This is a genomic window from Kitasatospora sp. NPDC059088, assembly GCF_042738155.1.
Taxonomy (GTDB): domain Bacteria; phylum Actinomycetota; class Actinomycetes; order Streptomycetales; family Streptomycetaceae; genus Kitasatospora.
The window spans coordinates 9105-34587 of sequence record NZ_JBHYGR010000004.1 but is presented as its reverse complement, the minus strand read 5'-3'; the positions used below and the strand labels follow the sequence as shown (position 1 = coordinate 34587).

The window sequence follows — 25483 nt, the reverse complement described above, 5'->3', positions numbered from 1 at the left end:
CCGGTACGAAGTCGATGGGCGGGTGGGGTGGTTACGCCGCCGGTATCCGGTCGAGCTCAGGCTGCTGACCGGGCCGCACACCGACGGCGGACCGGGGCCGCCCAACCCGCACGGCGGCGCCGGTGCACAGCACCACGACCTGCGACTCGACCTGCCTACCCGCGACCGATGCGGGGACGGGCCGCGCCGCCTCGGGCAGGTCGAGTTCGGCCCACACCACCTTGCCGTCCGGCCCCTCATCGACGCCGAACCGGTCGACCACCCCGGCCACCAGCAGCAGACCCCTGCCGCTGGTGGCGCCCTCCCCCGCCTTCCGGGACTCGGGCCTACCGGGCCCGGGGTCGGCGACGGACATCCGCAGCACCCCGGTCGGGGAGAGGCGCAGAGCGGCAGTCAGCTCCACGTCCGACCGGCCCCCGTCGCAGCCGTGCACCACGGCGTTGGCCGCGATCTCGGACATCACCAACTGGACGTCGTCCACCAACGGATCGTCCAGGCGCAGGCCGAGCTCCGGCAGCTGCGCCCCCACCCAGCGGCGAACGACGCCGATCCGAGCCAGTTCGGCGGGGAACGTCACCGTGGTGGTTCGTGATGTCGGCTTCATTGGGGCGCCTCACTTCCAGAGGACCAGGGCAATAGTGGAGGCAGCCCGTACGGCTGCCTCTGCCAAGGCACCTCGACTCGACCGGAATCGGATTCGCAGCAGCGCGACCATCCAAGGCTCCTGCCAGTTCCGCAGGTTGACGGTACGTTCGGCTGCGTCGAGGCGCACAATCAGTTCAACACCGAAGCAGTGGCTCTCGGTACACTCGTCACCACGGAAAGTGGTTTACAGGGTTAACAGCCAAGACCGGGATGTGACTCATGACGACATCCAGCACTGCTCTTCAGCACTTCATCAGCAGCTACGGATTGAAGCTGGAGGTCGTGGCCCGCGCCCACCGCGAGCAAGCCGCGCTCAACGGTGACCTTGATACCCGCACGAGCAAGGCGACCGTGTCGCTGTGGTGTGGTGGCCAACGGCGCCCGAGGGGGCGCAACCCCGAATACCTGGCACAGGCACTGAGCAAGATCGTCGGGCGTTTGGTCACACTGGACGAGATCGGGTACGGCGATGCTCAACCGCAGGAGCTGCCGACACTGGCCACCGACCCGGTCGCCGCTACCGCTGACTTGGGAAGGGCCATGATGGACATCAGCCGCCGCGACTTTCTTCAACGGGCCGTCTACGTCTCCTCAGCCGTCGCTCTGCCGCTGAGCTACGACCACGAAGCCGTCGCCCGTACGCTGCGTGCCCGCCAGCCCGGCGCCCGGGTGGGAAAGGCCGAAGTGGCAGCCGTCCGGAACACCGTCCAGGCATTCAGGGCCGCCGACGAACAGCTGGGAGGTGGCCACGGGCTGTCTTCCGCCACCTTCTACCTCACCGACGCCGCCGCGCCCATGCTCAGCGGCCGCTACAGTGACCCGGCCGTACGCCTCGACGCCTTCAACGCCGTCGCCGAACTGGCTTACCTGCTCGCATGGAAGCACCATGACCTCAACCAGGAGGGCGCCGCTCAGCGCTACTACCTCCTCGGCTACCAGCTCGCGTGCGTGGCCGACTTCCACGGTCACGGCGCGTGGATGATGCGAGCCCTCGCCCACCAGGCACTCAACCTGAAACAGCCTCAGCACTGCGTCGACCTCGCCGAGGAGGCCCTCCGCCGGTCGGCCGGCCGCATCGACCCTCAGACCCGGGCACTGCTGCTCATCACCAGCGCCCGCGCCTACGGGGCCACCCGCCAGGGCGAAAAGGCCGCAGCCGCCCTGCTCTCCGCCGAAGACGCCCTGGCCCGTACCGACGACCCGGTTGCCGACTACGCTCTGGCGGCCGGGCCGGCAGGCGCCACCATCAGCTCCCACACCGGCAAAACGCTCGCAGAGCTCGGCGACCACAAGAACGCGGAGAAGCACCGCCGCAATGCGCTCGCAGGCCGCGACCCCGACCAGTTTCGGCGCATCCACGCACTCACCACGGATGAGCTGGCGGGCACCCTCGACAAACAAGGCCGAATGGACGAGGCCGTATCCGCCTGGGGCGCCGCGCTCGACCTGATGGACGGCATCACCTCCGCCCGCAACACCGACTCCATCAAGGCCATGCGCACCACCTTGCGGCGCTACCAGGCCCGCGGGGTACCCGGCGCTGCCGCTCTGTCCGAACGGGCCCGACAGGCCCTTGTAGCCTGATCCACTGACCTGGCGCGGTCCGTTCACAGGAGGGGAAACACAGTGACCGAAGTCTTCACCGTGGAGGCACTCGGGTACGTGGTAGGGGGCCGCACCGAGCCCACCGACGACTACTGGGGAGGTACCCGCGCCGTCATCCGGCTCGACGGCGACCGCTTCCCACCGGAGGCCACGAAGGGGCTGGAGGCGTTCTCCCACCTCGACGTCATCTTCCGCTTCCACCTCACCGACCCGACCGACCTGAACTTCGGCGCCCGCCGCCCACGCGACAACCCGCAGTGGCCCGAGGTCGGCGTCTTCGGCCACCGGAACATGCGGCGCGTCAACTGGCTCGGCTCCTCCCGCTGCCGCCTCCTCAAGGTCGACGGCCTGGACCTGCACGTGGAGGACCTGGACGCCGTCGACGGCACGCCGATCCTCGAGGTCAAGCCCTGGTTCGACGAGTTCGGCCCCCGCGGCGACACCCACCAGCCCTCCTGGACCACCGAGATGCTCCACGAGTACTTCGCCCCTGGCCCCACCACGCCCTGATCGAAACCTCCGGAGACTGTTTCCTCGCGTCGACGGGTAGTGGCGCGAGGAAACGACCCAGGGAATCCCCATGACGACAGTGCTTCGCCGCTATGGGGCCGACCGACTTCCGCCGACCACGCCCAACTGCTCATCGACGTCCACGCCGATGCCTATCGCGACCAGGCCGGCGGTGGGCATCGCCGGGCAGGCCCACGAGGCACTGCCGTCCCAACGCGCCGAAGCGCTGGCTGTGCTCTACGTCGACGTCGCCCACCCCCGGGTCCAGGACATGTACGAGCGGTGGTCGTACGAGAAGGTCGGCGAGCACCGACCGTTCGAGGGCGCTCCGCTCTACGCTGTCATGATTCGCACCCTCCGCTGAGCCCCCGGGTCCGCCCCCAGGCTCGCCCTGCGCGCCAACGGCTGCCTTTCCGGGCGGCTCGACGGCTCTGGGTCCACTCGGTGTTCGGGCGCCCGAGCACTGACCTCAGCGTCCGCGAGGATCGAATGCACCGCCGTCCCGGAACCGCACCTGTCGCTCCCTCGTGACCGGGTGGTCGCTGACGAATGGAGACAGCGAGTTAGTGGTTGTTGTGACATCAGCTGTCGAGCGGCATGCGGGAACCGGCATCTCTGCGCGCCGTCACGGTGGCGGCGGGGGCCAGGGCCGTGCGCCGAAGGAGCGCGGGCTCTCGACCTCGTGACGCCCTGTCGGCCGGTAATGCTCAAGGCCTGCGGATCGGTTCCGGGAGGGACGCGAGGTGCGCCGATCCGTGGAAAGCGGGTGGGTCACAGCCGTCCCTGCGCCGGATGTGCAGATGGCCGTCGAGGGGGGAAGGCGGGCGGTGCCGCGAGCAGGATGCGGTCGAATGCGTACCGGCTCTTCTGTGCGACCCGGCACGAGACGGAGTTGTCCACCTGATGCAGGAGTTCCAGCTGCGCCAGCCCGCCGTTCCCGAAGGTGGCGAAGGCCCCGCCGGTGAGGGCCTCAAGGGCGCGGGGCGCCACGCTCCGCCCGCACGCATGCACCGCGGTCCAATAGCCCACCTCGGCCGAGGGCTTGCCGGAGGCGACGCCTTTGAGGGCCGTCGGCGTCACGATTTCGCGATCGGAGTGGAATCGAATGGCCTTGACCGTGAGACTGGCCCGCCGAACCGGCTCGCCGATCGAGTGAGGCGTGTCGCCGTCCATTCCCCTTGCCTGGCGTCTCCCCCGACGGGAGATTCAAGCCCCCCTTCGCCTGCGCCTTCGAGGGGCCCGGGATCAGCCGAAGTGCCGGACGGTGGTCGGGTCGGCGGGGGCGTACGGGGGCCAGTGCTCGGCGGGGGGACGCCCGGTGGCGGCGAAGGTGGCCACGGCGTGGGAGAAGGCGTGGCCGAGGGTGCGGGCGGCGGGGGTGGCGTCGCCGAGCATGGAGCTGTCGGGGTAGGCGTCGAAGGTGGTGAAGAGGTAGGGGAGTTCGGCGCAGTGGGTGGCGCCCAGGCGGGCCGGGTCCGGGGTCGGGGTGCGGTCGAAGCGGTAGACGTAGGTGGGGTGGCCGGCCGCGGCGTGGTGGTCGGCGATGGCGAGGGTCCGGTCACGGAACTGGAGTCCGGTGGCGACCTCGGTGAGGATGTCGCCCGGCGTCCGTGGAACGGTGGCGGCCGTGCGGTCGTAACGTTCGGCGCCGTCCTCCGCCAGGGTCGCCGCGATCGCGCGGGCCCGCTCGGCGGTGGCGGTGCGGACGGCCGGGTCGAAGGCGTAGAACGCCGTCATCTCGTCCCGGGTGGTGCCGGTCAGCAGCTGCTTGCCGTCCAGGCGGCCGTCGGCCAGGGCCTGCTGCCAGGTCACCGGCAGGCCGTAGCCGCCGAGGACGGGGTACATCGGCGGAGCAACCTTGCCCGGGCGGGCGACGTCCCGGGCGAGTTGCCCGTAGGCGGTGAGCAGCTGCCCGGGCGGGACGGCGCGCAGCGCGGCCAGCGGGTCGGGGCGGCGGTCCAGGCCGAGGATCCCGAGGAAGCGGCGGGCGTGGTCGGCGGCTTCGCCGGGGTCCTGCGGGGGGAGGCCGAACGGGCCGCTCTGGGTGACGACCCGTGCGATCCACGGGCCGGTCTGCGGTGCGAGGGCGAGGTGGAGGGCGGAGTAGGCGCCGGCGGACTGGCCGCCGACGGTGAGCAGTTCCGGGTCCCCGCCGAAGCCGGCGATGTTGTGCCGCACCCAGGCGAGGGCGGCGGCCTGGTCGCGCACCCCGAGGTTGTCGCTGCCGAGCTCCGGGAGGTGGAGGTAACCGAGCGGTCCGAGGCGGTAGTTGGCGGTGACGACGACGAGGCCTCCGGCGGCGGCGAGGTGCCGGCCGTCGTACCAGTCCCAGCCGCCGGATCCGCTGCTGAACCCGCCGCCGTGGAACCAGACCAGGACCGGGCGGCCGCCCGGGGCGGACCCCTCGGCGGGAGGGCCGGACGGACCCGGCGGCTCCGGCGACCACACGTTGAGGGTGAGGCAGCCGTCCTCGTCCCAGTCGGGGGCGCGCCACCCCATCACCGCTTCGAGCCGGGACGGCCCCTGGGGCACGGCCGGCCCCGGACGGGCGGCGTCCCGGACGCCCGGCCAGCCCGGGTGCGGTCCGGGCGCGGCGAAGCGCCGCTCCCCCACCGGGGAGGCCGCGTACGGAATGCCCCGGAACGCGGCCACGCCACCCTCCACGACGCCCCGCACGCTGCCCGACCCGGTCACGACGACGGGGCGTTCCTGCACGGCCATCGCTGCCACCTCTCCTTCACCATCGCCCTGCGGTTCCGTGGCGGCCGCACGTCCGATCGGCGTCTCGCCCGTCCCCCCAGTCAATCGCGCGGCAGGCGCCGCCACCGGGAATCGGGAAAGTCGGGACGTGAGGGAGGTCGGGGACCCGGCGCGTGGGTGTCGTCGCGGCAACTGCCGCTCCGTGCGCCAGGATCGTGGTCCCGGCTCCTTGAACTCCGTCGGGCCCGACACGGAAGGCTCTTGAGGATGGCGATCGACGACGAGGTCAGGGCGGTCGCGTGGAAGTCGGGTGCGGTGGCGCTCGTGGTCGCGGCCGTCCAGTACGTGGTCGCCGAGGCCATGGCGGCCTCCGCCTGGCGGGACCCGGTCTACGACTACGCGCACAACTTCATCAGCGATCTGGGTGTGCCCTCCTGCGGCGGGGTGTTGCAGGGCCGGACGATCTGCTCGCCGCTGAACGCGGTGATGAACGCCGGGTTCATCGCGCAGGGTCTGCTGTTCGTCGCCGCGGCCCTGGTCCTGCAGCACCTGCTGCCGGGGTGGTTGCGCTGGGCGTACCTGGTCCTGGCCGTGGTCCACGGGGTGGGGATCGTCCTGGTCGGCCTGGTGCACGGTTCGCCGGAGGCGGACCGGGACGGGTCGATGGCCTGGCACGGCCTGGGTGCGGGCATGGCGATCATCGGCGGCAACCTGCTGGCGGTGGTGGTGGGCGGGCACCTGGTGCGCAGCGGCCGGGCCCGGTGGCCGGGTTGGGCGGTCCTCGGGTGCGGCGCGGTCGGGCTGGTGTGCGCCGTCGTCCTGCTCACGATGATGCCGACGGATCCGGTCCCGTACCACGCGGCCGTGTTCGAGCGCGGCTCGGTCTACTCGATCACGGCCGCCGAGCTGATCGCCGGGGCCACGGTCCTGCGCGCGCTGCGCGGCCTGCGCGGCCTGCGCGGACTGCACGGCCTGCACGGGCCGGGCTCCGGAGCGCCCCAGCCCGTCGGGACCGCCGACTGACGGACCGGCCGCCGAAGTTCCCGTGAGCGGGAGGCAACCGATCAGCGGGGCCGGCCGGTTGGTAGGGGGTGTCGCCTCCCACCACCTCGGCCCGGCGGTCCCCGGCCCCGGTCGGGTGGGGCGAGGGACGAGGGACGAGGGGCGATCCGGCTAAGGTGCAGCCGGGGGCCGGGGACGGACTGGGAACACGGGTGCGGCATGCGGATTCTCCTGCTGGGACCGTTGGAACTGCGGAGCGACCGGGGCGTGCCCGTGCACGTCGGGGGGTCCCGGCGGCGGGCCGTGCTGGCCGCGCTGGCGCTGGAGGCCAACCGGGTCGTCCCGGTCGAGCGGCTGGTCGACCTCACCTGGGAGCACGCCCCGCCGTCCACCGCCCGGGCCGCGCTCCAGGGCCACATCGCCCGGCTGCGCACCCTGCTGGACGGCGGGCTCCGGCTGGAGACCCGCGCACCCGGCTACGTCCTGCACGCCAACCCGGAGCTGATCGACACCCACCGACTGGAGCACCTGCTCGACCGCGTCGGCACCGCGGACGGGGAGGAGGCCGCGGTCCCGCTGCTGCGCGAGGCGCTCGCGCTCTGGCGCGGGCCGACCCTGGCGGACTGCGGCTCGGCCGCGCTGCGCGAAGCCGCCGCCGGACGGCTGGAGACCCTGCGGGTCGAGGCGCTGGAGCAACTCGCCGGGCACGAGCTGCGCACCGGCCGGGGCCGGTCGGTGACGTCACAGCTCACCGCCGTACTCCCCGAGCACCCGCTGCGCGAATCACTCGTCCGCCTCACCGTGCTCTGCCTCCACCAGGAGGGCCGGAGCGCCGAGGCCCTCGCTGTGTACGAGGAGGCGCGCGGCAGGCTCGCCGAGGAGGCCGGAATCGACCCGGGGCCGGCACTGCGCGAGGCCGCGGCTCAGGTCCGGTCCGCTGCTGCTGCTGCTGCGGAAGAACGACCCGCGCCCGCCCCCGCCCGACTGCCGCACGCTCCCCGCCGCTTCGTCGGCCGGGCGGGCGAACTGGCCTGGCTGGACGAGCAGTGCGCGAGCTCCCGGCGAACGCACCGGCCCGGGTACGGCGGCAACGGCCCGGTCCTGCTGGTCACCGGCCCGGCCGGGGTCGGCAAGACCGCCCTGGTGCTGAGCTGGTCGCACCGGCTCGGACCGGCCTTCCCGGACGGGCGGGTCGCCGTCAACCTGCGGGGCTTCGACGAGACCGAACCGCTGCGCCCCGAGGAGGCCCTGGCCGAGCTGCTGCGGGCGCTCGGCGCCGACGAGAGCGCCGTGCCGTCCACCCCGGAGGAGGCCGCGGCGGCCTGCCGGAGACTGCTGGCCGGGCGCCGGGTGCTGATCGTGCTGGAGAACGCCCGCGACGCCGGGCAGGTCCGCCCGCTGCTGCCGGTCGAGCCCGGCTGCGCGGTCGTGGTGACCAGTCGGCACCGGCTGACCGAGCTGGTCGTCGAGGCGGACGCCCGCGCGCTGCCGCTGGCCTCGCTCCCGGCCGGGGACGCCTTCGACGTGCTCGCCGAGGTCACCGGACGGCCCCGGCTGGCGGCCGAGCCGGAGGCGGCGCGGCGGGTCGTGGAGCTGTGCGAGGGGCTGCCGCTGGCGCTGCGGATCGCCGGTTCGCGGCTGGCCACCCGCCCGCACTGGCGGGTGGCGACCCTGGCCGGGGAACTGGCCGACGAGCGCTCCCGACTGGCCGCGCTGGCCACCCAGGGCGCGCTGAGCGTGGCGGCGGCCCTGGAACTGACGGTCCGCAGCCTGCCCGGCCCGGCCGCCGGTCTGTTCCGGCTGCTCGGCATCCACCCCGGCCAGCAGGTCGACACCCGGGCCGCCGCCGCGCTCGCGGGCACCGGCCTGCGGGCGGCGGCCGCCGCCCTGGAACTGCTGCACCGGGCGCACCTGGTGGCGGAGACCGTTCCCGGCCGGTTCGAGCGCCACGACCTGGTCCGGCTGTACGCCCGGCAGGCCGCCGAGGAGCTGCCGGCCGCCACCCGGGACGCGGCGCTGGCCCGGCTGTTCGACCACTACCTCGCCGCGACGGCGGCCGGCCTCGTGCTGGCCCGGCCGGACGCCCGGCACCACCGCCCGTCCGCACACCCCCCGGGCGGCGCGCCGGAGTTCGCGAGCTCGGCGGAGGCGCTCGACTGGTTCCGGGGCGAGGAGCCCGCCGTCCGCGGCCTGATCGCCCTGGCCGGCCGGTGGGGGCGGCCCGAGTACGCCTGCCGGATGGTCGAGAACGCCGGGTACCTCTACCTGGACGCCGGCCTGTTCCGCGCCTGGGAGGACTCCGCCCGGACGGCGCTGCGCGCCGCCGAGGCCGCGGGGACCGCCGCCGACTGGCCGCACCTGTACTCCAACCACAGCCTGTCACTGGGCTGGCTGGGCCGACGGGCCGAGGCGCTGGAGCAGTCCGCGCGCGCCGTCGCCGTCGCCGACCCGGAGAGCCGGCCCGTCCTGCGGCACCGCTACCTGAGCATGCGCAACAGCTTCCTGGACGACTACGGCGACCCGGTGAAGGCCCTCCCCGGAATCGTCGAGACGGTCACCGAGGCCCGGGCCGGCGGCGACGACCGGACGCTCTCCCAGGCGCTCAACAACCTCGCCGACGCCCTGCTGCGGGCCGACCGGGCCGCGGAGGGCCTCGCACCGATCACCGAATCGCTCGCCCTGCTGGCCGGCCGCGAGTCCGACCCGTACCTGGTGATCTCGACCAAGACCCACGCCCAGGTGCTGAGCGCGCTCGGCCGCTCCGAGGAGGCGGTCGAGCAGATCCACCGCGCCCTGGAACTCGGCCGCGCCCAGGGCAACCAGGCCCATGCCGAGTTCGACTTCGCGGACGTCATGGGGCAGGTGCTGTACGACCGGGGCCGGACCGCCGAGGCCCGCGCCCACTGGGAGCACGCCCTCGAACTCGCCGCCGAGCAGGGGCGGATGACCCGGCAGGTGGAGCGGGTGAAGGAACGGCTGGCGCAGTGCGGGCCGCCGTGACGGGCACGCGCTCAGACGCCCCGGGACGGCCGGTACGGCGCGGGCTGACGGCCGGGCAGGCCGGGTACGGCGGGTACGCCGGCGGAGGCGGTCGCCGCGGTGGAGGCCGTCGAGGTGGAGGCCGTCGAGGTGGAGGCCGTCGAGGTGGTGGGGCGGGCCGAGCCGCCTGCGGTCGTCCGTACGCCCGAGGCCGTGGGAGCCGCCGCGCCGGAGGCCGTGGTGCGGCGTGCCGCCGACGGCGCCGGCCCGGCCGCAGGTGCGGGCGTGCCGCCGTCCGGCTCGACCCGCTCGATCCGCAGCACCAGGTTGCGGTCCCGGCGGTCGCCCGCCCGGTCGCGGTTACGGCTGTGCACGGACTGCGTCAGCACGCCCCGGATCTCCTGCCAACGCCCCTGCACGGCACGGATGTTGGGGCACCACTCGGAGCCGTAGCGGTGTTCCAGCGCCAGCTGCCAGTTGTCGGCCGCCACCAGGTGGACCGCGCCGACCGTCGCCGGGATCTCCACCGGGGCGGCGCCCCGGACGGTCACCACCGCCCGCTGCGGCCACTCGCCCTCCACCGCCGTCACCGTGATCCGGCTCGGCCCCTGGTACCAGGCCATCGCTGCGGTCCTCCCTCGTCCGTCCGCGCCGGTTCGTCGCCCGGCCCCACCCGGTACCACGGACGGCGGGCCCGGGAGGTTCGAACCAGCGTGAACCGGTCGACCCCCGTGAACCGGTCGGCGCCGTGAACCGGTCGGTGCCCGCCGGCCGTGCAACCCGGCGAGCACCGTCACCCGGGGAGAGCACACGTGACCAGGACCGAATCACCGAGGCGGATCTCCGTGATCTGCTGCGCGGCCGCCGCCGGCCTCGTCACGGCCGGACTCCTCGCGGTGCACGTCCCGCCCCCACCCGCTCCCGCCCGGCCGCACCCGGCCGGCGCGGCGGCGCCCGCAGCGGCCGGAACCCCGGCCCGGCCACCGTCCGGCCCGACCCGCACCGGGGTCCGGGCACCGCTGCCGGACGGGGCGGACACCGCCGGGGCCCCGGCCGAGGCCCTCACCGTCCCCGCCGACCTCACCGACCTCACCGCCCCCGCCGGAGGCCCCCGTTGAACGAGGACCCGCACGGCACGACTCCGGGCCCCGGCCTCCAACTGCCCTGGATCGCCGAGGAAGAGGAAGGCGAACCGGACCCGCCGCACCCCACCGCCGCCACGCTCGCCGCCCGGCTGTCCGCCGGCCTCGGCCGGCTGGGCGACCGGTCCCGCTGGGACGCCCGGCGGATCGCGATGGCCGCCTCGATGGCCACCGGCGCGGTCCTGCTGCTCGTCGCCCCGTTCATCGAGCCGGACGGCGGCAGCGGCGACCCGGCCACGGCCGCCGCGCCGACCGGCCGCTCGCCCCTGGGCACCCACGGCCGGGCCCACCCCCCGACGCCCGCACCCACCGGGCCGACCGAGCCGACCGCGACGCCCGGCAGCTCCGCCGACCCCACCGGCACGCCCACCGGGAACCCGTCCGCCGCGCCGTCCCCGACCGACGACCCGCACCAGGCCCCGCCCACGGCCCAGGCCTCCCGGCCCGCCGCCCCGGCGGCCACCACCCCCGCACCAGCCGCACCAGCCGCGACACCCGCCTTGGCCGCCCCGCAGGCCCCGCCCGCCCCACAGCCCGCCCCCGGCTACCGGGCCGTCGCCGGACTCGGCTGCTCCGGCCCCGGCGCCCGGTTCCAGGAGGTCGGGGCGTTCCGCCAGGGGGCCGACGGCTGGGTCACCGTCAGCAGCGGCGGCTACGGCGGCGATTCCTGCGACGGTCGGTACGACGCGGTCCCGATGTCCGGCGACCGCGCCAAGGACGACAACAGCACCTACGCCCTGTGGACCTTCGACACCGGCCCCGGCCCGGCCACCTGCGCCGTCGCCGTCTACGTCCCGGACTCCTCCTCGGTCCAACAGGTCGGCGGCGCCCCCGCCTACTACACGGTGGCCGCCGTCTCCGGCGCCGACCTCGGGTCCTTCACCGTCGACCAGGTCTCCCACCGCGGCAGCTGGGTGGACGCCGGCACCTTCCGCGCCCAGGCCGGACCACTGACCGTCCGCCTCCACAACCGCGGCCAGGACTGGACCGGCTCCGGCCGGGCCACCCACGCCCACCTCGCGGCCGCCGCGGTCCGGGTCACCTGCCAGGGGTGACGCGACGCGCGGGTGACGGCAACCGTCACCCGCGCGAGCGCCCGTAGGGCCATCCGTCAGACCGTCAGGCGGTCACGCGGTACCAGTACCCGCCGGTGCGCAGACCGGCGTAGTGCACGTTGGTACCCGTCTCCTTGGCCTCGTACATCATGTCCGCGCCGGTGGCGGAGTCGGTGCCGGCGTAGAGCACCACGTGGTGGGTGTTGTGGGCGTCGGTGCCGAAGTACTCGACGTCGCCCGGCTGCCGCTGGTCCTCGGTGATCGGGGTGAGGTGCTTGTCCAGGGTCTGGTCGGTGGTGTCGCCGCCGTTGGCGAGGTCGATGCCGGCGCCGAACCAGAAGGCGGCCCGGACCAGGCCCGAACAGTCCATCCCGGCCGTGGTGTTGGCCGGGCAGGGCTGGATCGAGCCGGTGTAGCCGTCGCAGGTGCCCAGCGACGGGCCGGGGCCCTCGCCGCGCAGCGAGTGGCCGCCGCCCCACACGTACGGGACGCCCAGGTAGGACTTGGCCGCGTTCAGGACCTTGGTGGAGTCGATCGGGCCGCTGGGCAGCGGGACGGGCTTGCTGCCGTAGAGGGCGTTCTTGACGGCCGTGCCGACGATGCCGTCGATGGCCAGGGCGTGCGCGGCCTGGAAGTTGCGCACCGCCGTGTCGGTGGCGGGGCCGAACTGCCCGTCCACGGTGAGGCGGCCCGCGTTGAAGGTGTTCAGCATGGACTGCAGGGTCTTGGCGCACGCGCCGGTGGCGCCCTTCTGCAGGTCCCCGCACTGGGTGCGCAGGTCGACCGTGCCGGAGGCGGCCGCCGCGGCCGCGTCTATGGCCGCCTTGGTGGCCCGGCCGACGATGCCGTCCACGTCCAGGGAGTGCGCGGTCTGGAAGTCGCGCACCGCCGTGTCCGTACCCGAGCCGAACTGCCCGTCCACGGTGAGGTGGGCGCCGGTCTGGTTGAGCTCCAGCTGGAGCTGGGTGACGCAGCCGTCGACCTCGCCCTTCTGGAGGTTGGCCGGGCAGGACGGAGAGGTGATCGGTATCGGGGCCGGCACGGTCGCGGCGGAGGCCGCCGAGGCGGTGAAGGCGCCGACGCCCGTCAGCACGGACGCCAGGGCCAGGCCCAGCGACAAGCGGCGCCGGGTGGGGAGGACGGTGTTCACAGGGGTCTCCAAATCCATGATGATTCGTCAGAACTCTGCCTCACCCGGCCACCCGTACGGGAGGGGTACGCCGTCCCATCCGCCGGACGGCCGCGTCTCACGGCACCCGCCCGGCCGATGGGACGAGCCGCCGCCCCGGCGCGGCACCCAACGGGCGCAGCCGTTGAGCTGGGCCGACGGACGGAAGGACGGCGTCCGCCGCAGCCCTCGGCCACCGGGGAATCCGCGGCGTCCCGGCCCGCATCCCGGGAAACCGTCCCGCGCGTCCTCCACCGCGCGGGCCGCCACGCGCCCGGTCACCTCACGGACCCTCACCCCGCCCCGGGCCGGGCGGTCGGCCGCTCAGCCCGGGGCGGTGCCCGCTACCGGGCGCGCTCGCCTTCGCGGCGGCGGCGGGTGCCGACCATGCCGAAGGCGCCGCCGAGCAGCAGCAGGGCGCCGGCGCCCTCCATCAGGATGCCGGTGGCGTCGCCGCCGCCGGTGTGGGCCAGGGCCTGGCCGGTGCCGGAGCCCGTGCCGGAGGCCGCTTCGGTGGTGGGCGCCGGGGCGGGGGCGGCGGGACTGGGGGACGTCGTGGGGGCGGAGGACTGGGTCGGGGTCGGGGCCGGGAGCGCCGTGGTGGGCTCGTCGGTCGGCGCCGGGTCGGTGTCGGAGGCGGGGGCGGTCGCGGTCGCGGTGGGCGCCGGCGTCCGGCTCGGCTGAGCCGTTCCATTGCCCGTGCCGGTACCGGTACCGGTCGGGGTGGTCGGGCCGGGCGCGGGGGCCGAGACCGTGGTGCAGTCCGCCGTCGGCGTCGCGGGGGCCGTACGGGTGCTCGTGGCGCGGGACTCGGTGGGGGACGCGGCGGAGGCGGTGGCCCTGGGCGTCCCGTGCTTGGTCCGGCTCGCGCTCGGGCTCGCCGTGGGCCCGTCGGAGCCGTCGTCCGTCGGACCGGCCGGTTCCCCGGCCGTGGCGGTGGCGGCGCTCGCCGCGCGCCGCTCCTGCTGCCGGGTGGCCGTCGGCGACGGTGAGGCGCCCGATTCCGGCGGCTGGTGGTCGTCCGCCGGCATCCCGGTGGCGGCGGTGGCCTCGGTCGCCGCGCGCCGGGTCTGCTTGCGGGTGGCCGTCGGAGCGGGTGGCCCGCCGTCGGCCGCGGGCTTCGCGGTGGTGGTCACACCGGTGGCGGGCTCGGGATTGGCGGGCTCGGGGTCCGGGCAGTGGGAGCTGGTGCCGACAGGTCCCCCAGGGGTGGAGTCGACGTGGTAGCCGGCCACGATCCTGGTGAAGGCGTACGGGTCCTGCTGGATCCCGCCGCAGACCGAGGCGCTCTCCGCGGTGAACTCCCCGCTGCACGGGCGGTCCCGGTTGACGGCCCAGTAGGTGAAGCGGGCCAGGTGGTGGGCGGCCGCGAAGTCCCGCATGGCGCGGAAGTCCGCCGGGCCGACCACCTCGTCCTTGCTGTCGGAGTGCCCGTTGATGGAGGACAGGCCGGTGTGCCGCCAGGCGGTGTCCGCGTCGTAGCCGTAGGCGTGGACGAGGGCCTGCTGGAGGCCGGTCAGGGCGGAGACGGTGGCGTCGACCATGGTGCCGGGGTGGCTGTCGAAGTCGAACGGCATCACCACCCAACCGTCCACCTCCACGTGGGCCTTGGCGGCCCGGGCGATCAGGTCCGCGCCGTCGGCGTCCGGGCCGTTCAGTTCGGTGCTGAAGGTGACGTAGACCCGCAGGCCGGGGTTCTTCGCCTTGACCGCACCGAGCGCCTCGACCACCCGCTGCCGGGCGTCGGCGCTGGTCAGCTCGGTGGACTCGATGTCGATGTCGATCGCCTTCAACTGGTAGGCGTCGATCACCTTCTGGTAGGCGGCGGCGAGTTGGGTGGAGTCCGCGCACTTCTCGCCGAGCTTGGCGCCGTCCCAGCCGCCGAAGGAGGCCACCACCTCGCCGCCGGCCGCGCGGATCGCCTTGATCTTCGCCTCGTCGTCCCCGCCGGTCAGCGGACGGCTGCCGTCCCAGCGCGGGTCGCAGCCCTGGCCGGCGAGCAGGAAGGCGAGGGTGAACTGCTTGAGCCCGGTCGCCTTCATCACCGCGACCGGGTCCTGGGCATCGCCCCAACCCAGGTACTCGTAGGCGGCATTGAGGCCGACCGGGTCGGTGGCGGCGGCCGGGGCGTCGTTCTGCGCGACGATCAGGACGCCGCCGGCCGCGATCGCGGTGGCAGCGGCGGCGATCCGCCGACGGCGGCTGAGCCGGTGTTTGGGCATGGCGGTCGCTCTCCTGAGTCAGGGCCGGCCGACACCCGGCCCGTCCCGGGTCCGCCGCCGCCCACGGGGATTTCTCGCCGGGGGATACGGCCCGCCGCCCCGCTCCGGTTCACCGCTCCCCCGGTCGACCGTCACACCTCGGCGGAGCACGGCCCAGCTCGGCCCGCCTCAGCTCAGCATCAGGTGCACCGCCGTGGTCAGCAGGTAGCCCAGCGCGAAGACAACCGCCGTACGGCGCAGCCCCGTTGCCCGGAGCAGGACGGCCGCGCTGCCGAACCAGACCAGGTCCAGCACCGCCCGGGCCGCCCCGTGCAGCGGCACCTGCGCGCCCGGTGCGCCGAACAGGGCCCAGACCGCGACGTACCCGGCGGGCAGGGCGAGGGCGAGTGCCCAGCGGGCCGGCCGGGTGGTGCGCCGGGTGAGTGCGAACCGTACGGCGGCGGCGTAGACGGCGAGTTCGAGCAGGAAGGCGAGCGCGTCGTCGGCCGTGCGCAGCACCGCGGTCATCGTGCGCCCCCGGTGGCCCGCCGCGCCGTCGCCAGGTGCGGCAGCGCCAGGGCGCCGGCCCCGAGCGGCGGTGAGTCCGTCATCGTCCCCCGCATATCAAGCACACCTCCAATGATTCGAGCCCTGAATGATTCTGTGGAGATATTATCGCCGCCATGGACGCCGTCAACCCCCCTTCGCTGACCTCCTCGCTCGCCTTCCGCCTCGGCACCCTGGGCACCGTCGCCACCGCGCGCTTCACCGCCGCCGTCGAGAGCCGCGGCCTCAAGCCGAAGCACGTCGCGCTGCTCGCCACCCTCGACGCGGGTGCCGCCGCCTCCCAACTGGAGCTGGCCCAGGTGATGGGAGTGGCGCCGAGCCTGGTGGTCAGCCTGGCCGACCAGTTGCAGGCGCTGGGCGCGGTGGCCCGCGAGCGCGACCCCGCCGACCGCCGCCGCCAGACGCTGACCCTCACCGCGGACGGCCGCGCCCTGCTGCACGAGTGCACCGCCCTGGCGCACGCCGTCGACGACGAGTTGGCCGCCGCCCTCTCCCCCGCCGAACGCGAGTCCCTCCGCCGGGCCCTGGGTGTGCTCGCCCGCGAGGCCGGGCTGCCGGTCGAGGAATGACCCCGGGTTCCGGCCCCCGGGCCCCCGGAACGCGAAGGCGGCGCCGGTGCCCTCGCACCGACGCCGCCCGCCGCCCCACCGACCGGCCCGTGCGGTCAGTCGGAGCGCGCCGCCTTCCACACCCATGAGGTTCGGCGGGGAAGGCCGTCCAGTTCCTGGCGGCCGGTGCACCAGAGCAGCACCTGGACGGGGTCTCCGGGAGGAGCGTCGGGGAACAGCCGACCGAGCACGGCCGCACACAGCGGTGCGGGCGGCTGCCAGTCCACGGCCAGCCCCTGGCTGATGTCGTGCGTGTGCAGCAGGATTTCAGCGACGCCCATGGCCGCGAAGCCCTCGGGATCGCAGGGACCCCAGTGCCAGGCACGCGAGGTCGGAGCGGCCGCGGCCAGTGCGGAGCTGAGGAGGCGGCCGCAGGCGGCGACCGTCCGGAGCACCTCGGCCGGGGAGGCGGTGGGGCGGACGGTCAGGTCGAACGGGAGGTAGGAGTCGGCGGGACGTGCTGCCACCTGCCCCGCGTAGGCCAGCAGGTCGTGCGCGATGTGAGCCGCCGTCTCCCAGCAGCTCCACTCCAGCGGACCGGCCGACACCGTCCAGTCCTCGTCGGCATGCGGTCCCAGGACCTTCAGCGACTCCGCCAGGGCCGTGTCGACGTCCCGATGGTCCATGTGCAGCTCCTCGTGCGGTTCGTGCGGTGCGAAGGGGATGTGGCCGCGGCGTCTTCACGCCCGCCGGCGCAGGTGGGCGCGTCGCCTCAGACCTCGCCGAGGAATCCCGGGTCGGTCAGCCCCGCCTGCCCGGCGAAGTCGGCCGCCACTCCGAGCACCTCGTGCATCGGCACCGCCCGGCGGCTGGTGGCCGCCAGGTCCGCCTGGGCCTGCTCGGACCACAGGAACGGGAACACCGTGATCCCCTGGGACGGGGTCAGGGCCGCGGCCTCCGCCCGCCAACCGGGCCAGCGCACACCGTCGTAGAAGCTCTCCGAACCTCCCGAGAGCAGCCAGGAGACCCAGGCCGAGTGGCCGATCTCCAGGGCCTCCCATTCCAGGGTGTCGGGAGCGAAGTAGGTGATCTGCCCCGGCGCGCCCGGACGGCCCGCCGCCGCGGGGTCGTGGCCGTTCAGCGCGAAGACCCCGCCCACGGCGTCGTGGCCGACGACGAGACCGTCCGCGGGATGCCAGGCGGACTCGAAGGCCGCCGGGAACCCGTTGACCCGGCCCAGGCTCGGCAGGCCCCCGTCCCCGGCCGCACCGCCGCCGAACACCCGCACCCACCCGTCGTCCAGCAGCAGCCCGCCCGTGTTCAGGACCAGGGCGCCGAGCACCGACCGCGCCGTCACCTGCAACTGCAGGAGGCAGCGGCGCCCCTCCTCCTGGTCGACCGGCAGCACCTCCACCGGCACGGCCACCGCCGCGATCGTCGCCGCCAGCTCGGGCCACGCCGGATCGTCCACCTCGGTCAACTCGTCGATCTCTCGCATCCGAGGATGATCGCACCGAACCCACCCGGCCCCGGCATCCGCCTGCCCGCCCGCCCGCCTGCCCGCCTGCCGGTCGGGGCCGGCAACTGCCGTTGCCCGCTCGGCACCTGCCCGCCGGGAGGCCGCTCCGCTAGCGGGTGGTGCGGCCGAGGGGCGGGGTGCGGGGGCGGAGGACCTCGCCCTGGGGGCCGAACATGACCAGGTACTCGACCGGGGCGTCGGTCCCGGCGTTCGCGACGCCGTGGGGGGTGCGGGTGTCGAACTCGGCGACGTCACCGGCGACCAGGATCAGGTCCTGGTCGCCGAGGGCCAGCCGGAGCCGCCCGTACAGGACGCAGAGCCACTCGTACCCGTCGTGGGAGGACTGCCGGGGCCGGGCCGGTGGCGCGTCGGCGGTGGCGGCGGCGGGCAGGACGTGCTTGTGGGCGTGCAGGCCACCCACGTAGCGGGTCAGCGGCAGCACGGACTTGTCGGTGGCGCCGGTGCGCCGCCGCCGTGTCGTCGTGCCGGCGGGGGGAGCGGGAGCGGTGCCGGCCAGCTCGTCGAGCGAGACGCCGTACTCCTGCGCGAGCCGCAGCAACACCTCCAAGGTCGGTCGGCGCCGGCCGGTCTCGATCCGCGACAGCGTGCTCAGCGCGATCCCGGTCGCGCCGCTGACGCCGGTGAGGGTGGCCCCGCGCTGCTCGCGCGCGGACCGCAGCCGGGGGCCGATGCTCGCCAGCACGTCGGCCGTACGGTCGTCCGTCACCGCTGCCCGCCCCCTCCGGTCGTACCCTCGCCGACGCCCTGTCCTGCCAGTTTGCCAGGATGTCAAGGATCTTCGCGCCGACCGGGCGCGGCGCCGCATGATCGGTGGGCAGCCGCACCCGCCCGTTCACCGAGGAGTTGCGATGAACCGCCCCTTGCCGTCCGCCGAACCGCACCACCGCACCGTCGAGGGGCCCGCCGGGCGCCTGCACCTGGTCGAGCAGGGCAGCGGACCGCTGGTGCTGCTCCTGCACGGCTTCCCCGAGTCCTGGTACTCCTGGCGCCACCAGCTCCCGGCCCTCGCCGCGGCGGGGTACCGGGCCGTGGCACTCGACGTGCGCGGCTACGGCCGGTCCTGCACGCCGGCCGGGCCGGACGCCTACCGGATGGTGGACCTGGCGGCGGACAACGTCGCCGTGGTCCGCGCCCTCGGCGAGGAGCGGGCGGTGGTCGTCGGGCACGACTGGGGTGCCGGGATCGCGGCCACCTCCGCCCTGCTGCACCCCGAGGCCTTCCGCGCCGTCGCCCTGCTGAGCGTCCCCTACGCGCCGCCCGGCGGCCCCCGCCCCGGCGAGGTCCTCGCCCAAGTGGGCGGCGAGGAGGAGGAGTTCTACGTCTCGTACTTCCAGGAGCCCGGCCGGGCCGAGGCGGAGATGGAGTCCGACCTCCGGGGCTGGCTCGCGGGCTTCTACGCGGCCCTGTCCGCCGACACCATGCCGGGCCGGGACGAGCCGGACCCGCACTTCCTGGCCCGCGCCGGCGGCCGCCTGCGCGACCGCTTCCCCCGGGGCGCGCTCCCCGGCTGGCTGACCGAGGAGGACCTCGACGTGTACGCGGGCGAGTTCGAGCGCACCGGCATGACCGGGGCGCTCAACCGCTACCGCGCCATGGACCGCGACTGGGCGGACCTCGCCCCGTACCGCGGCGCGCCGATCGAGCAGCCGTCCCTGTTCATCGGCGGGGCGCTGGACGCCTCCACGACCTGGCTGGCCGACGCGATCGCCGCCTTCCCCACCACCCTGCCCGGCCTGGCCGCCGCCCACCTCCTCGACGGCTGCGGGCACTGGATCCAGCAGGAGCGGCCCGCGGAGGTCAACCGCCTGCTGACCGAATGGCTCGACGCCCTCCCGGCCTGACGGTGCGACCGGGCCAGGGCGCAGGCTCCGGGGCCGTCACTCGTCCTCGCAGGAGGAGTGGGGTTCGTACGGCTCGAAGTCGCGGTGGTCGAGGAGTTCCGCGATGGAGAAGGGGTGCCGGTGGTCGGTGAGGAGGCGGTGGACGAACTCGGCGGTGGAGCCGTCGAAGCGGGCCTCGTGGTCGCCGTCCTCGTTGCGGGCGATGACCGGCCACCTGTCCGGGTCCGGGCCCTCCGTCAGCCAGTAGAACTGGTCGGCCTGGACGGAGCCGGCCCACTGCAGGAGCCCGCCGGGGGCGGGGTGGAGCCGGTAGGGGTGGTAGACCGCGGCGATGTCGGGGTGGGCGGCGGCGAGTTCGGCGAGGGTTCGGGCGTTCCTCACCAGACAGGAGGGATCGTCGGAGCCGGGCTGGGGACCGGGCAGGAAGATGTCGAGGAAACCCGCGAACGTGCCGTGGCCGAAGTGCTCCACCAAGTGCCGGTAGTCGGCGGGCAGGGCGGTGCCGAGCCGGGCCTCGGCCGACGGCCAGTCGACGGACCACTGCCGCGACCGGGGCCGGCCGGTCACCGCGGCGAGCCGTCGCACCCAGCGGGCACCCGACCCGTCGGCCCGGTCGTCCTCCTCGAAGTAGTCGGCGGGAAGGGCGAGTTCCGCCGGGTCCGCCCGGGGAGCCGTCAGCACGAGGAGCTGAGGTTCGCCGCTCCCGCCGTCCGGCCGGACGATCCCGCAGCCGACCCAGCGCCCGCCCACCGCCCACCCGCACAGGTCGACCACGCCCCCGGGGAACGCTGACACCAACGGCAGCCCGCGGCCCTCGTCGAGGGTGGGGTCGACGAAGCCGCCGGTGGCCAGGGTGCGCGAGGACCCCCAGCGGGGGCGCAGCGCCTCGACCAGGCGGCGCAGGGCGGCGTCCAGGCCACCCCCGGTCGCCACGGGCAGGCGGGCGAGGCCCGGGGCCGGACGGGCCAGCAGGGCGTCGACGCGCTGGAGGTGGTCGGCGAGTTCGTCCATCGCACCAGTCAACCGCAGACCACTGACACCTCCTCCCCCTCCCCCGCCCGCCGGATGAGAGGATCTCGCCGAAAGTTCTGTGCGAGGAGACACCGTGGACGACCGCTCGAAGCATGACCACTCCGACTGGGAGGAGGTCGTGCTCGCGGCCCGCGAACGTGCCCGCGCCCGGCAGGCCCTCATGGTCGACCGCTTCGGGCTGTCGGGTGACGTGCAGTACCACTGGTCGTTGGACGATGCGCGGATCACCTGGTCGCGCGCCGGGAAGGTGTTCCTGGCCGGCCGTCTCACGATGATCGGCAGCGTCAGCCTCGCCCAGCAGTCCTGGCTGTGGTCCTGGGCGAACGACTCGCTGCCGCGCGCGGTCCTCGGCGACATCGAGCGGGTCCGGCGGTACGGCGAGGAGAACGACTTCCCCGTCCTGCCGTGGCCGGGCTTCGACCACCGTCCCGAGCTGGTCGCCGAGGCCCGGATGGTCGCGGCGTCCGTGCTGGACGCCGACGGGCTGTGGGCGGAGTCCACGGACGACGGGCAACTCCACTTCCTGGTCCACGACCTGGCGCCCGCCACCGGTTGACGGCCACGGGCGTGCGGGCGCCGGGCCAGGCCGCTGATCGCGGCGGGCCCGCGCGAGCCGCCCGCCGGAAAACGGGCGATTCGCGCCGGGAAGACCTCCCCCGAGCCGCGAGCATGGAGCCGTGAACCACGCCCGTACCAGGCCCCCGGAGGCGACATGAGCAGGACCGTCGGTGACGACACCCCCCTGGTGGGGGCGAACAGCCCGTTCTTCCGGATCGTCAAGGAGGGTCTGGACGGCCTGGTCGACGGCGAGGACTTCTACGACCTGCTGGCCGAGGACGTGGTCTTCGAGTTCGTGATCACCGTCCCGGGGTACCCGCGGCGGGTCGAGGGGCGCCAGGGGATCGTCGACCTGTACCGCGACTACGGCGACTACGTGGAGCTGCACGGCGCGGACGACCTCCGGGTGCACCGGGACCGCGAGACCTCGGTGGTGGTGCTGGAGTACGCGGTCCACGGCAGGTCGGTTCCGACGGGGCGGCCCTACGACAACCACTTCGTCTCCGTGCTGACCGTCGAGGACCGCAAGGTGAAGCACTGGCGCGACTACCTCGACCCGGTCGCCGTCTTCGACGCCCAGGGGTGGCCTCGGGGCGGACGGCCGTAGCGAGCCGTCGTACCCGAGGTTCAGCCCGGCCTCGGCCCCGGCCTCGGCCCCGGTGCCCGCGCGTCCGCCGGGACGGCCGGGGCCGGGGCCGGGCCCGCACCGGGGGGCTCGGTGCGTCGGACCACCGGGGTGGTGCGGAGGAGGTCGGCGAGGAGGCGGTCCATCAGGGCGCACTCCCCGGGGTCGGCGCCCTCGGCGCCCTCGGGGGCGGTGTGGGTGTGGCCGTGGGGCGGCTCCGTCGGGGCGGGCCCGGTGGCCGGTCCGCGGCAGGCTTCGGCGAGGGTGCGGCTCAGCCGGTCGAGGATGCGCTCCGGCCCGCCGTCCGCCACCCGGTCCGGGCCCGGACGTTCGGTCAGCTGCCGGGCCAGGCCGGTGACCAGGCCGCGGGCCAATTCCAGGGCCTGGTCGGCGGTTTCGAAGGCGCGCGCGGAGAGGCACTGGGTGGGGACGGCGGTGGTGAGGCGTTCGAGGGCCGCGGCGGCCGCGTCGACGGCGTGGTCGAGGAGGCGGCGGGTCGCCTCGGCCCGGTCGTGGGCGGGGAGTTCGGCGGCGAGTTCGGCGGCGTAGAGGCCCGCCAGACGGTCGCCGCGGAAGCGGCCGGGCGAGGCCTCCTGGACGAGGTGGGCCGCGTCCAGTTCGGCGAGGAGTTCGCGCGCGCGGGCCCGGGGGACACCGGCGAGGGCGGCTGCGGCGGCGCTGTCGAGGGTCCCGCCGGGGTGGAGTCCGGACAGGGTGAACAGCCGACGGGCCTCGGCGGGAAGGGCGCGGACGGTCCGGCCGAGGGCGGCCGCGATGCCGAGGGTGCCGCCGGTGGCGAGGGCGGCGAGTCCGGTGGTCCGGTCGGACATCTCGTGGACGAGGTCGTCGAGGGACCAGGCGGGCCGGGAGGCGAGCCGGGCGCCGGCCACCCGCAGGGCGAGCGGCAGCCCGTCGCAGAGCGCGGCGAGCCGGCGGGCGGCGGCGACCCGCTCGGGGCCGGCGATCCGGCTGAGCAGGTCGACGGCCTCGTCCTCGGGCAGGCCGCCGACGGGCAGCGGGATGGCGGCTTCGCGGACGACGAGGTCGGTGAGCCGGGAGCGGCTGGTGACCACGACGACGGGTTCGGGGGCGCCGGGCAGCAGCGGTTCGACCTGTTCGGCGGAGCGGGCGCCGTCGAGGACGATCAGCAGCAGCCGACCCTCGGTCAGCCGCCGGAGCAGGGCGCCCGCCCGGGCCCGGTCCTCGGGTACCTCGGCGGGCGGGACGCCGAGGCGGGTGAGCAGGAGGGCGAGGGCGGCGGCCGGGGTGAGGGGTTCCTCCTCGCCGAAGCCGCGCAGGTCGAGGTGGATCCGGCCGTCGGGGAAGCGGTCGGCGCCGGCATGGGCCCAGTGCAGGACGAGGCTGCTCTTCCCGGCGCCGGCGACTCCGGTGACGAGCACGGGCCGGCCGTCGGCGCGGCAGGCGGCGTCGTCCAGGCGGCGCAGGTCGTCGGCGCGCCCGACCAGGGCGGTGCCGGGCCTGGGCAGGGCGTCGCCGGGGCCGGCGGCGGGGCCGGAGGCGGGGACGGAGGCAGGCACGGGGGCGGGAATGGAGACGGGATCTGCGAGACGGCCGTCCCCGGCGTGCCGGAGGCAGCGGGCCAGCAGGGCGGCGGCGGGCTCGCGCCGGGGGTCGGCGGTGACGACGGCCCGGAGGTCGTCGAGGGCCTCGGCGCCCCGGCCGAGGCTCAGCAGCCGTTCGGCGAGCCGCTCGACCGCGTGGGTACGGGCGGTGTCGAGCCGTCGGCCGGTGGTGGCGGTCAGGGTGAGCGAGCCGGAGTCGGTGAGGGCGGGACCGTCCCAGAGGTCGAGGGCCTCACGCAGGAGGGCGGCGGCCCGTACGGCGTCGGCGGTCTCCTCGGCGGCGGCCGTCAGCCGTTGGAAGTGCTCGGCGTCGACCAGTTCGGGGTCCCCGACGAGGACGTAGCCCTGGGCGCGGGTGAGCAGGGTGAGGCCCTCGCCGAGGCTGCGCCGGACGGCGGAGACGTGCCCGTGCAGGGCGGCGCGGGCGGTGGGCGGCGGCGCGCCCTCCCACACCGTGTCGAGCAGCCGCTCGACGGTGACGTGGTCGTTGAGTTCGCTCGCGAGCAGGGCGAGCACCGCCCTGCGGCGCGCACCCGCCAGGGCGACGGGGCGCCCCTGCTCGGAACGGAGTTCGACTCGGCCCAACAGCCGGACGCGCACACCCACTCCCTGAGTGCCGAGGACATGACGGAACGGGCTGAGGATACGAACCGGGGCGATCTTCGTCCAAGCCCCCGAACCGATTGGTAAAGCAACACAACTACCAAGGGGGCTTTGGAAATCGAGCACATCTGACAGTGAGGATGTTCATGAGCGGTTCCCGGGCAGGTCTGACTCAACCTCTGACTGACCTCGGGTCCTCAACCGGATCTGTCGGCCTCGTCCGGGAGCCGCTCGTGAGCATCCGCCGGCCCGGCTTGCGTGACTTCATAAGAGCCTGGCCAGAGGCCCCTTCACTGTCCTGTCCGCCCGCCGGACCGGCGGCTGCCGCCCCACCCGGATCAATGGAGAGGACGGCGATGTCCACCATCGCACACCAGGACCGCGAGATCACCGGCGGCGTCGACACCCACAAGGACACCCACACCGCCGCCGCCATCGACTCGGCCGGACGCCCGCTGGGATCCGAGCAGTTCGAAGCCAACGCCGAGGGATACGCCCTACTCCTGGCGTGGCTGCGCTCGTTCGGCACCCTGGTCCTGGTCGGTGTGGAGGGCACCGACGCCTACGGGGCGGGCCTGGCCCGCCACCTGCGCGAGCAGGACGTGACCGTGGTGGAGATCGACCGCCCGGACCGCAAGGCCCGCCGATGGCAGGGCAAGTCCGACCCCGTCGATGCCGAAGCCGCCGCCAGGGCCGCCCTGTCCGCCCGCCGCACCGGCACACCCAAGCGGCGCGACGGCCGCGTCGAGGCCCTGCGAAGCCTGCGGGTGGCCCGCCGCAGCGCGGTGCGTCAACGCGCCGACGTGACACGCCAGATGAAGACCCTGATCGTCACCGCACCCGAGGAGCTCCGATCGGCGCTGCGGGACCTGGGCGACCGACAGCTCATAGCCACCTGCGCCTTTGCCGGCCCGGCCCCTGAGCGGGCCGGCGACCCGACCGTTGCCACCGAGCTCGCCCTGCGGACCCTGGCCCGCCGCCACCAGAGGCTCAGCGAGGAGATCGACGACCTGGACGCCCTCATCGCCCCGCTGGTCGCCGAGATCGCCCCGGACCTGCTCGCACTGAACGGGGTCGGCGCGGACGTCGCCGGACAACTGCTGGTCACCGCCGGGGACAACCCCGAACGCCTGCGCTCCGAGGCGGCGTTCGCCATGCTCTGCGGCGCCGCCCCGCTGCCGGCGTCCTCCGGCCGCACCCACCGCCACCGCCTTAACCGGGGCGGTGACCGGGCGGCCAACGCAGCCCTCTACCGCATCGTCCTGTGCCGACTGCGCTGGGACGAACGCACCAAGAACTACATGCGGCGCAGGACCACCGAAGGCCTCTCGAAGAAGGAGATCATCCGCTGCCTCAAGCGGTTCATCGCCCGAGAGATCTACCGAGTCCTGACCACGCCCAGCACACCGAGCACCACCACCGAGCAGCTCACCATCGCTGCTTGACATCCATAAGAGCATCCGCGCCACCACGCGCGAAGGGGGGGGGGGGGCGCCCGGCCCCCCCCCCCCCCCCCCCCCCCGGGGGGCCCCCACCGCCCCGGCCCCCCGGGGCGATGGGTGGCCCGCGGCGGCCCGGG

The 25483-nt window shown here is 74.8% G+C and carries 23 protein-coding genes and 1 pseudogene; 12 read left to right on the top strand and 12 right to left on the bottom strand.

Going from position 1 to position 25483, the window contains the following annotated elements:
* Nucleotides 1-31: 31 nt before the first annotated feature.
* Nucleotides 32-604, bottom strand: coding sequence for an ATP-binding protein (locus ACFWXO_RS02975; RefSeq protein ID WP_380521703.1), 573 nt, complete (start codon nt 602-604; stop codon nt 32-34).
* 260 nt (nt 605-864) lie between these two features.
* Here ACFWXO_RS02975 and ACFWXO_RS02970 point away from each other — a divergent pair, with 260 nt between their 5' ends.
* The 3 genes from ACFWXO_RS02970 to ACFWXO_RS02960 all read left to right on the top strand — a co-directional run bounded on the left by ACFWXO_RS02970 (nt 865) and on the right by ACFWXO_RS02960 (nt 3124).
* Nucleotides 865-2229 (top strand): tetratricopeptide repeat protein, encoded by a 1365-nt coding sequence (locus tag ACFWXO_RS02970; RefSeq protein ID WP_380521701.1) that lies wholly within the window; start codon nt 865-867, stop codon nt 2227-2229.
* Nucleotides 2230-2271: 42 nt separating this feature from the next.
* The gene (locus ACFWXO_RS02965; RefSeq protein WP_380521699.1) at nt 2272-2760 is read left to right on the top strand and encodes a TrmO family methyltransferase; all 489 of its coding nucleotides are present in this window, start codon (nt 2272-2274) and stop codon (nt 2758-2760) included.
* Nucleotides 2761-2908: 148 nt separating this feature from the next.
* Nucleotides 2909-3124 (top strand): acetyltransferase, encoded by a 216-nt coding sequence (locus tag ACFWXO_RS02960; RefSeq protein WP_380521696.1) that lies wholly within the window; start codon nt 2909-2911, stop codon nt 3122-3124.
* Nucleotides 3125-3467: 343 nt separating this feature from the next.
* On the opposite strand, the pseudogene ACFWXO_RS02955 reads toward ACFWXO_RS02960, so the two are convergent.
* Both ACFWXO_RS02955 and ACFWXO_RS02950 read right to left on the bottom strand, forming a co-directional pair.
* Nucleotides 3468-3825: pseudogene (locus ACFWXO_RS02955) on the bottom strand (GNAT family N-acetyltransferase); the annotation flags it as partial.
* A gap of 180 nt (nt 3826-4005) precedes the next feature.
* Nucleotides 4006-5481, bottom strand: coding sequence for a carboxylesterase/lipase family protein (locus tag ACFWXO_RS02950; protein ID WP_380521693.1), 1476 nt, complete (start codon nt 5479-5481; stop codon nt 4006-4008).
* A gap of 246 nt (nt 5482-5727) precedes the next feature.
* On the opposite strand from ACFWXO_RS02950, the gene ACFWXO_RS02945 reads away from it, so the two are divergent.
* Nucleotides 5728-6483 (top strand): DUF998 domain-containing protein, encoded by a 756-nt coding sequence (locus ACFWXO_RS02945; RefSeq protein ID WP_380521691.1) that lies wholly within the window; start codon nt 5728-5730, stop codon nt 6481-6483.
* Between the two features lie 198 nt (nt 6484-6681).
* A complete protein-coding gene (locus ACFWXO_RS02940) occupies nt 6682-9462 on the top strand; it encodes a BTAD domain-containing putative transcriptional regulator (protein WP_380521689.1) in 2781 nt (926 codons plus the stop codon).
* A gap of 11 nt (nt 9463-9473) precedes the next feature.
* On the opposite strand, the gene ACFWXO_RS02935 is transcribed toward ACFWXO_RS02940, so the two are convergent.
* On the bottom strand, nt 9474-10064 hold the full coding sequence (locus ACFWXO_RS02935) for a hypothetical protein (RefSeq protein WP_380521687.1): 591 nt from the start codon (nt 10062-10064) through the stop codon (nt 9474-9476).
* Between the two features lie 189 nt (nt 10065-10253).
* On the opposite strand from ACFWXO_RS02935, the gene ACFWXO_RS02930 reads away from it, so the two are divergent.
* The gene (locus ACFWXO_RS02930) at nt 10254-10559 is read left to right on the top strand and encodes a hypothetical protein (protein ID WP_380521685.1); all 306 of its coding nucleotides are present in this window, start codon (nt 10254-10256) and stop codon (nt 10557-10559) included.
* Nucleotides 10556-11638 (top strand): hypothetical protein, encoded by a 1083-nt coding sequence (locus tag ACFWXO_RS02925; protein ID WP_380521683.1) that lies wholly within the window; start codon nt 10556-10558, stop codon nt 11636-11638. Before ACFWXO_RS02930 ends, ACFWXO_RS02925 begins: the two co-directional genes overlap by 4 nt.
* A gap of 64 nt (nt 11639-11702) precedes the next feature.
* Here the strand turns inward: ACFWXO_RS02925 and ACFWXO_RS02920 are convergent, their stop codons facing one another.
* The 3 genes from ACFWXO_RS02920 to ACFWXO_RS02910 form a co-directional block, all read right to left on the bottom strand.
* The gene (locus tag ACFWXO_RS02920; RefSeq protein ID WP_380521681.1) at nt 11703-12800 is read right to left on the bottom strand and encodes a peptidoglycan-binding protein; all 1098 of its coding nucleotides are present in this window, start codon (nt 12798-12800) and stop codon (nt 11703-11705) included.
* 350 nt (nt 12801-13150) lie between these two features.
* Complete coding sequence (locus tag ACFWXO_RS02915; RefSeq protein ID WP_380521679.1) at nt 13151-15028, bottom strand: hypothetical protein; 1878 nt, start codon at nt 15026-15028, stop codon at nt 13151-13153.
* Between the two features lie 168 nt (nt 15029-15196).
* Entirely contained in the window at nt 15197-15526 is a 330-nt protein-coding gene (locus ACFWXO_RS02910; protein WP_380521677.1) for a YrdB family protein, read from the bottom strand.
* Between the two features lie 164 nt (nt 15527-15690).
* On the opposite strand from ACFWXO_RS02910, the gene ACFWXO_RS02905 reads away from it, so the two are divergent.
* Nucleotides 15691-16143: a MarR family winged helix-turn-helix transcriptional regulator gene (locus ACFWXO_RS02905; protein WP_375884116.1), complete on the top strand. Its 453-nt coding sequence runs from the start codon at nt 15691-15693 to the stop codon at nt 16141-16143.
* Between the two features lie 95 nt (nt 16144-16238).
* Here ACFWXO_RS02905 and ACFWXO_RS02900 read toward each other — a convergent pair whose 3' ends face one another.
* The 3 genes from ACFWXO_RS02900 to ACFWXO_RS02890 all read right to left on the bottom strand — a co-directional run bounded on the left by ACFWXO_RS02900 (nt 16239) and on the right by ACFWXO_RS02890 (nt 18368).
* The gene (locus ACFWXO_RS02900) at nt 16239-16808 is read right to left on the bottom strand and encodes a DinB family protein (protein ID WP_380521675.1); all 570 of its coding nucleotides are present in this window, start codon (nt 16806-16808) and stop codon (nt 16239-16241) included.
* Between the two features lie 86 nt (nt 16809-16894).
* Entirely contained in the window at nt 16895-17620 is a 726-nt protein-coding gene (locus ACFWXO_RS02895) for a DUF2625 family protein (protein ID WP_380521674.1), read from the bottom strand.
* A gap of 130 nt (nt 17621-17750) precedes the next feature.
* Complete coding sequence (locus tag ACFWXO_RS02890) at nt 17751-18368, bottom strand: helix-turn-helix domain-containing protein (RefSeq protein WP_380521672.1); 618 nt, start codon at nt 18366-18368, stop codon at nt 17751-17753.
* Nucleotides 18369-18510: 142 nt separating this feature from the next.
* On the opposite strand from ACFWXO_RS02890, the gene ACFWXO_RS02885 reads away from it, so the two are divergent.
* Nucleotides 18511-19503, top strand: a complete 993-nt coding sequence (locus ACFWXO_RS02885) for an alpha/beta fold hydrolase (protein ID WP_380521670.1) — start codon at nt 18511-18513, stop codon at nt 19501-19503.
* Nucleotides 19504-19539: 36 nt separating this feature from the next.
* Here ACFWXO_RS02885 and ACFWXO_RS02880 read toward each other — a convergent pair whose 3' ends face one another.
* Nucleotides 19540-20514, bottom strand: a complete 975-nt coding sequence (locus ACFWXO_RS02880) for a hypothetical protein (protein ID WP_380521668.1) — start codon at nt 20512-20514, stop codon at nt 19540-19542.
* A gap of 94 nt (nt 20515-20608) precedes the next feature.
* Here ACFWXO_RS02880 and ACFWXO_RS02875 point away from each other — a divergent pair, with 94 nt between their 5' ends.
* On the top strand, nt 20609-21091 hold the full coding sequence (locus tag ACFWXO_RS02875) for a DUF6882 domain-containing protein (protein ID WP_380521666.1): 483 nt from the start codon (nt 20609-20611) through the stop codon (nt 21089-21091).
* 156 nt (nt 21092-21247) lie between these two features.
* A complete protein-coding gene (locus tag ACFWXO_RS02870) occupies nt 21248-21700 on the top strand; it encodes a nuclear transport factor 2 family protein (RefSeq protein WP_380521664.1) in 453 nt (150 codons plus the stop codon).
* A 20-nt stretch (nt 21701-21720) separates the two neighbouring features.
* Here the strand turns inward: ACFWXO_RS02870 and ACFWXO_RS02865 are convergent, their stop codons facing one another.
* The gene (locus ACFWXO_RS02865) at nt 21721-23901 is read right to left on the bottom strand and encodes a BTAD domain-containing putative transcriptional regulator (RefSeq protein WP_380521662.1); all 2181 of its coding nucleotides are present in this window, start codon (nt 23899-23901) and stop codon (nt 21721-21723) included.
* A 359-nt stretch (nt 23902-24260) separates the two neighbouring features.
* On the opposite strand from ACFWXO_RS02865, the gene ACFWXO_RS02860 reads away from it, so the two are divergent.
* Complete coding sequence (locus ACFWXO_RS02860) at nt 24261-25349, top strand: IS110 family transposase (RefSeq protein ID WP_380521660.1); 1089 nt, start codon at nt 24261-24263, stop codon at nt 25347-25349.
* Nucleotides 25350-25483: the final 134 nt, after the last annotated feature.